The organism is Holospora obtusa F1, assembly GCF_000469665.2.
Taxonomy (GTDB): domain Bacteria; phylum Pseudomonadota; class Alphaproteobacteria; order Holosporales; family Holosporaceae; genus Holospora; species Holospora obtusa.
Map to the genome: position 1 here is coordinate 1 of NZ_AWTR02000077.1, position 7780 is coordinate 7780.

The 7780-nt window shown below is 32.2% G+C and carries 6 protein-coding genes; 5 read left to right on the forward strand and 1 reads right to left on the reverse strand.

Features of this window, described 5'->3' with window-relative positions; all coding sequences use genetic code 11:
• The 3 genes from P618_RS08240 to lpxK all read left to right on the forward strand — a co-directional run.
• Positions 1–1910, forward strand: a 1910-nt coding sequence (locus P618_RS08240; RefSeq protein ID WP_040458516.1) for an acyltransferase family protein, incomplete at its 5' end; no start/stop codon positions are given.
• Positions 1911–3070: 1160 nt separating this feature from the next.
• Positions 3071–3208 carry a transposase gene (locus P618_RS09485; RefSeq protein ID WP_021827228.1) on the forward strand — a complete coding sequence of 46 codons (138 nt, stop codon included), beginning with the start codon at positions 3071–3073 and terminating at the stop codon, positions 3206–3208.
• 251 nt (positions 3209–3459) lie between these two features.
• Complete coding sequence (gene lpxK / locus P618_RS04640; RefSeq protein WP_021827229.1) at positions 3460–4455, forward strand: tetraacyldisaccharide 4'-kinase; 996 nt, start codon at positions 3460–3462, stop codon at positions 4453–4455.
• A gap of 49 nt (positions 4456–4504) precedes the next feature.
• Here the strand turns inward: lpxK and P618_RS04645 are convergent, their stop codons facing one another.
• Complete coding sequence (locus P618_RS04645) at positions 4505–5227, reverse strand: phosphatidylserine decarboxylase (protein WP_024161220.1); 723 nt, start codon at positions 5225–5227, stop codon at positions 4505–4507.
• Positions 5228–6065: 838 nt separating this feature from the next.
• Here P618_RS04645 and P618_RS08015 point away from each other — a divergent pair.
• Positions 6066–6212: a hypothetical protein gene (locus tag P618_RS08015; protein ID WP_021827231.1), complete on the forward strand. Its 147-nt coding sequence runs from the start codon at positions 6066–6068 to the stop codon at positions 6210–6212.
• Positions 6213–6431: 219 nt separating this feature from the next.
• A partial coding sequence (locus P618_RS04650; protein ID WP_040458517.1) for a hypothetical protein occupies positions 6432–7780 on the forward strand: 1349 nt, incomplete at its 3' end.

The following is a 7780-nucleotide window of genomic DNA, read 5'->3' on the forward strand; positions in this document are numbered from 1 at the left end:
TCATTGTTACTTGCTTTTTGTGTATAGGGTATGGATGGTTTGTTTTGTTTCCTAATGAGTTTAAAAATTTGTCTAAACATTTATTAAGCTCTTCTGTTTTTATGACAAATATGACTCTATACAGAGAAACGGGTTATTTTGATCTTGCTGCAGAACAAAAACCTTTATTGCATTTGTGGTCACTTTCTGTTGAAGAGCAATTTTATTTTATTTGGCCTCTTTTTTTATGGAGTCTTTTTAAATTACAGAAAATAAATAAATCACAGAAAATAAAAATTTTTAATATTTTGCGTTATAAGAGCACAATGTTATGTTTTTGCTTACCTGCGCTGTTCATTCCTAAATCTCGCTACTTAATCATCCCCATTTTTTTATGGAGTATTGTTCAATTAGAAAAAATAAAAAATCTTAATATTTCAAAAAATACACTTATCATACTATGTATATCAATAAGTACTCTGTTTTCATTTTTTATACATCTTCGCTTGTCGTCAATTAACCCTAGTTTACAGGTTTATTTTATTTTTTCTCGAATTTGGGAAATGTCTATGGGGGCTTTGGGGGCATATTATATGTTGTTTTTACAAAAAAAATCTATTCATAAATTCACAGTAAAATTTGGAAGTATGTTTTGTTTTTTGATTGTTATAAGCTCTCTTTTGTTTTTGAGTAACAGTCATAAATATTTTTCTATCCTAATTTTATTCCCTGTTATCAGCAGTCTTTTTTTAATGCTAGCTTCTCACGATACATTTGTAAATAAAAAAATTTTATCCCATCCTTTGTTAGTATTTTTTGGATTAATCAGTTATCCTGTGTATCTTTTACATTGGCCATGTATATCTTTTTTAAAAGTTATTCATTCTTTTCCATCAAATTATGAACTTAGTTTATTAGAAAAAGGTTCGATATTTGTTTTTGTTATTTTCTTTGGGTATATCATCTATAAATACCTGGAAAAGCCCCTCAGAAAACATACCTCTTCAACGATAGTATGGGCGCTTTTGATACCCATGGGATTATTGGCAAGCGTCGGATATACGGGATACCGATCTATTTTGAAGCCAAAAGTTAGCTATCTTTTCCCTAATGCATACAGAATTATGAATGGATTTGAAGATTGGCAATATCCAACTCCTGAGATGTATCGTATTACACTTCATGACCCTTTTTTAACCAATGATTTTTTTTACAGCATAGGGTCAGCGCAAAACGTCATCCTGTTTCTTGGAGATAGTCATATGCAACAATATGCACCGCGCATAGATGAATTGATGAAAAAAGGAAAAAATAAAAAGTCTGTTGTATTTGCTACAAGGAGCTCAACGTGCCCTATTCCTAATGTTGGGAGATCAGAAACGGAAATGAGGTTCGTAAAATATGCTATGATGTACGCGCAACAAGAAGAAATCAAAGAAGTCGTCGTGAGTTGCTCATGGTTTTTTTACTTAAACGGAACTCAAAAAGATTATTTATATCGCTCTGCGCACAATGAAGGAAATTTATCACAAAGCTATATTTTAGATAAAGCAGTTAAAGATCTTGAAATTTTTCTTACGAAACTCGTTTCTAAGGGAAAAAAGGTCTATGTTATTTTCAATATTCCTTTTGGAGTTGCTTTTGATCCCAAAAGTTTTTTTAAAAGAGATATTTGGGGAAAATGGAAATTTTCTTGGAATCATGTAAAAAGAAGTGATTGGATGTCTGCACATTTAAAAGAACGAAAAATTTTACATGACATTGCAAAAAAAAGTGGAGCAAAAATAATTTATCCTGAAAATTTTTTGTGTGATCATCATGTGTGTCATGTTTGCGACGCACATGAGAATCCCATTTACATGGACGTGAGCCATCTTTGCGCTACTTACGTCAGAGAGCAGGTAACTTTTTTAGATTTTTTATTAAAATAGTTGTTCAGTCCTAATAACATGTAGTTTTGGTTATGATCAGAGTTTGACGGATTTCGCTCAAACTCTTTAAAAATAGTATAGATAATTGTTTAGTCCCAACAACATATGGTTAGAATTATGATTAAAATTAGATTTTTTACGTTCAAATTCTAACATGATAATATCAAAGGGGGCATTTTGTTTTTTGGCCTCAGGTATTGTGCAAGCAGTCCATAGGTAAGTTGCGCCCCATTGTCTATGAGAATTTTAGCTATTTTAATATTATTTCCCAGTTATAATCTAATGAACTCAAATCCTCAGTGTCATCGTTTATTACTTTTAATCCCTGCACATGTTATGGCCTCGATACGCTCATGCGATTACATCAGATTATAACTGGAAAATGGTATTAAAAGGACAATGAGCGATCAGATTTTTCAAAAATGCACTTGACTCGTTAACCGACATCTTTGAATGCAGCTCAACATAAACGTACTTTGTGGTCCGATCAATAGCCACAAAAATGTAGAATTTCCCTTGATCTGTGCGGACCTTCTGTACTGTCAATATGAATAAATCTAAAGGGATAAATTTCTTTTTTTTAGGAGCCGACTCTTCTTTTTTGGGTAAGATATTTAGTCTTTTGAGGCATCAATGCAGATTAGAGCCCATGAAATTAGAAATCTTCTCTTTCAAAGCACTATAAACATCATCAAGCGGAAGCTTAGAAACGCATCTGAATTCACACACAATTTCTTGCTTCTATTGCAAATAAAACGCTTTGGCTGTGCAGGGCCAAACGCTTTGCTATTTTTAGCAGCGCTCTCTACAGAGCTTTGTATTTTTTTTCGGACTCAAAGCGTCGTCTTGGCATTGTTATGCAGTATACTTTCCATACATTAGCCTCCTTTAGTTCCTTATAGGTTATACCATAAAAATTTGGAACTAAACAGCTAACCATTTGCACAAATAAAGGATGAGGCTCAAAAAAAGTGAAAAACTCGTTGGTAAAAAGAGCGGAAAATATTACGAAAGAACTCATATTGTAGCGAGTTTAGTAAACAATAAAGAGATTACTTCGATGGGGTTTAACGGTTCTTGTAACACACTATTATTCGAAGCTTGGGTAGAGCAGTTTTTGATAAAATAAGTTAAACCCGAACAAATTGTGATCATGGATCATGTTTCATTTCATAAAGCTCAAAAGAATCAGGAAATTACTTGAATCTGCCTGTTTTAGGGTTGTTTTTTTACCACCTTATTCCCCTGATTTAAATCCAATCGAAAAAATTTTGGGCAAATATGAAGCGATGGATTAGGCAAAAAATTGAGTTTTGCTATGGCTTATATCGGTAAATTAGTGCTTTTTTTACTTTATTATAATTCAACTTTTTTTACTATACACATCATTTCTATTAAACATTTACTATGTACGACATTAAGGTTAAGCTAGAAAAAATCTCTCACAAAATTTTTTTATAAAGTGATATAAAATTTTCTTTTTTTTTTTAGTTAACTTGATACACTGTTTACGTTTACGAGAATTCTTTAGTTTGCAAAAATAAATGAAATGAAAAATTTTAAGAATTTAGAATTTTGGAAACACAAGCCTGGAAAAACATTTCAAGTAATAAGCTTTGTTTATCAAATATTTCAATGTTTGTATGAATGGATGCGTACACCGTGTACTCCGTTTCATATGAACGTACCTGTGATAAGCGTAGGTGGACTTACGTTGGGAGGGGCAGGAAAAACTCCGTGTACCTTATCTTTAGCTGAATGGTTATCAAATTTAGGCCATGATATCATTATTTTAACCAGAGGTTACAAGGGAAGAGCAGAAGGTCCAATATGGGTTGGTGTTTCAGATACACCGTATTCGGTGGGAGAAGAAGCCTGGATAATGGCTCAACATTTTCCTGTGCTTATTTCTAAAGATATATTAAAAGGAGCGCTCTATCTTCAAAATTTTTTACCATCCAATAAGAATACGGTTATTCTTTGGGACGACGGACATCAATATCCTAAACTTTACAAAAATATTGCACTTATTGTCAGTAATACTCAACAATGGTTTGGAAATACTTGGGTTTTTCCTGCCGGGCCGCTAAGAGAATCTTTGGAAGGGGGGATGCAGCGTGCCCACGGACTCATCATTTTGTACAGTAAGGAGCCGAAGAAGCTTCCCGGGTATCTTGTCAATCTTTCTATTCCCTGCTGGTCGATATGCTGTCAGCCTGTGTGTGATCTTCCGATAAATACTCCGGTCGTAGGATTTTGTGGATTAGGAAATCCAGAACGTTTTTGGGAAACGATTACTCAATGTGAATTAAATCTTAAAGCACACCTTGCTTTTCCAGATCATTACTTTTATAAACCAAAAGACGAGCAATATTTAATACATCTGGCAAATAAACATCATGCAGTACTCGTAACTTCTCATAAAGACTATGTTAAACTATCTCCTGCCATGCAAGCAGTTACGCACCAAATTTTTCAAAAAATTTCATGGCCACTAGAAGCTCAACACATGATACTGAGAATGTTAAAATTTTCTACACAGTAGATGTCTTTACCTTAATTTTTCTTAACTATTTTGTAAAAATTTTTAAAATTTAAGAATGATACGTAAACTGCTCTTCAGGAGAAAGTTTGTTTTCTTCCTCTTTAATGATTCCTAAAATTGTTTCTCCAGCAATGGTACGTTGATGAAGAGTCGCCCAGATTTCAACTTGTTCTTTTGGCAAATACACATCCATTCGGCTTCCAAAACAGATAATTCCATACTTTTCTCCTTTTTTTACTACTTGATCAACTTTAGCATCGCACACAATTCGGCGACCAATCCATCCGGCAATTTGTACGCACCCCACTTGAAATCCTTGATTGACTTGAATGACTATCCCGCAGCGCTCATTTTCTAAAGACGCTTCTGGTTTAAAAGCCTCCAAAAATTTTCCTGGAGCATAAGAGACTTGTAAAATACGTCCTTCTACAGGAAACCGATTAACATGCACATCCCACAAATTTAAAAAAATGCTAATGCGAGTCCAAGGACCTGGCCCTAGATCTAACTCACAAGGGGGCAAGCAGTCAACAATATCTAAAATCAATCCATCTGCTGGGCTAATAACAAGCTCTGACTTTAAAGGCGTACACCGTGTGGGATCTCGAAAAAACAACCCTACCATCACTGTAATTCCAGAGCAAAACAAAGCCAACTTTGTGTGAACTAAAAAAAATAAAGCGGAGATACAACACCCAATTCCAATAAAAATCCATCCTCTAGGATCTATCTTTCCAGACATCATGATGTTCCATAGTCTTTTGTCTAACATATTTATTCTTTACTCCTTGATAAGATAAAAACTCTAAAACGATACAAAAATTTTTACGCTTAATGCACTGCGTTGTCAAATCTAGCATAAAATTTCTAGCAATTTCAAATAAAACGTGTCATTATTAATCAGATAAGAGCGGTGAAAAAAAATTAACAGAATGAATTAAGATAAAATTTTTTCTAATGTTTTGTAAATTAAGATGATTATTTGCATCCTAAATGATTAAGTCATAATTTTTTGACTATATTAAATGAAGTTGAAGTTGAGGTTTACGAAGATAAGTCTGATTTTTAGAAAAAAATTCTAAGATCGTATAGCGTGTGATCAAAAATGTCTTTTTTCAATCACTGAGTGTCATACTCTGCCTTATTCGTAAACCTAAGCTTCATTGACTATAAAATAACGAAGTGTCGAAAATTTTCGTGCTCCCCCACTTCTAGATAGTGTTGTCACGAGATGTTCAACCAAAGAAAAAGGCATCTGATTGAAATAGCAGCAAAAAATGAAGAAGTAATGTTTAGCGTAATCGCGTTATAAGTCCTTTTCAGCGTTACAGGAAAAGAAATCCATTCTCTACAAGATGTCTAGGCTTGTAAATATCGTTATTGTGTTTGATTTATTCTTTTCTATTTTTCCTTTTAGGAATAAAAAAATTTATGTTGTTTTTTTCTTGATTCATCAACATTTTATTGGTATAGCTAATACGATATAAAAATGGAATAATTATTTCTGTGTTTGATTGGCAAAAATAAATAAGGAAATACAATGACTTGTCGTTCAGATCAAGGGGCGTTGCCAATTTTCTGATGATCCTTTAAAAGATCCTGGAAGATTGATGGCAGACCGATTTATTTTAGATATTTCGGGACAAGGAAAGATAGAGCAGGGAGCAAAAAAAGAGGGGCGTCGTATCCGTGTTGTTATCGCTCCTTTAAAAGATCATAAAAAGGTACTTTCTTTAGATGAAAATTTAGAGGTTTAATAATTTTATTTTAAAGATCAAGGCTAGGGAAGTGAGTATATAACTTAGGGAAAGTTTTGGGTTGGGGGCTTCCTTACTATACATGCCCCTAAAGTGAATCCTTAGTCTGATCTTCTTCCTCCACAGCTGAGAATAAAAAATTTTCTGAATTTTAGTCTTGACAATATTTTTTTTTATATTAACATTTATTTGTAGAAACTTAAAAAAAGTAAAAAATTTATGAAATTAAAAATTCTTTCTCTTCTTATGATTTTTTGTAATCAAGGTTTTTCTGTCAATTTTTCGTTACCCATAATATTAGAAAATATTGAAAAAAATAATATGCAAGGTCTGTTAGATAATATTCAAAACTTATTATTAAGCACAAATAAGCAAGCATCACACACCACAGTAAAAAAAATGATTCATAGGAAAATTTTTCAAAATACAAAGATACCAACACTTTGGTATCCAAAATATATTGATAGAACTGTAGAAATATTTTTTTGCAAAAACAACGATCAAGATCTTAGCATAAAAATCTTGCAAGAAATTTTCAAAGATTTTGTATGTGACTTTTCTAAGAGTTATTTTCTTAGACCAACTTTTTTATCATTTATTGAAACCATTTTAAAAAAGAAAGAAAAGCAGATAGTTGCAGATGTTTCAGGAGAAAAAAATCAACAAACATCTTTTAATTTGAATTCATTTTCATCTGAAATTGCAAAAAAATTTTTAGATTTTTTGAATTTAGAAAAATTTTCAAAAAAAGAACCCGATTTCTTTTGTAGACTTATTAGGAAGATTATATCTTCGGATAATGATCCTGAGCTTTCACTGTACGCATTAGAATTGCTTGATTGTGAAAAAACATTTAAACAGATGGATGATCGTTTTTTTGTTTCAATCATAGAGGCGATTCGAGGCGATAATGTGAATCCCGTTATTGTGAATCTTGTTTGGAGTTTTTTTAATTTAGAACAAAGATTTACAAGGGTTACATCTCTGCAATTTCAAGGAATGTTATTTGATATTCTATATTCCAATGAGCATCATTTGGATGAAGTTTTATTAACCTCCATGAATTTGAAAGAACATTTGGATGGAAGTAATAGTTTTTGTTTTGCTGGGTTTCTCAATATTATTTTAGCTTCTCCTAAAAAACTTCCGCTTGTTGTTGAGACCACTTTAAGATCTCTAAATTTTAAACAAATGTGTGCTCAACTTCCCCTAATTGAGTTTTACGAAATGATAACACGCGGAATCTTACGATCAAAAGAGAAAAATTTTGAAATTACACAATACGTTTTGGATGATCTTTCTGAATCCTTAAGAAAACAGATGAAAGAATTAAGGATCAATGACCGTGCTTTTTTTGTAAATGGATTATATAAGAGCTCTCATAGTTTTTCAGAAAACATATTAAAGCTATTAGAACCTAGTTTCTTTTTAATACACAACGATGAGAATGATAACTTGGCTCAAAACGTGTATACATCAATAATGAATGATATTTTTTTAAAATTAGAAAAAAAAGATATTTCTAAAGAAGAACGAAATGTTTTGGTAAAAAAAGGAGATATTTTGTT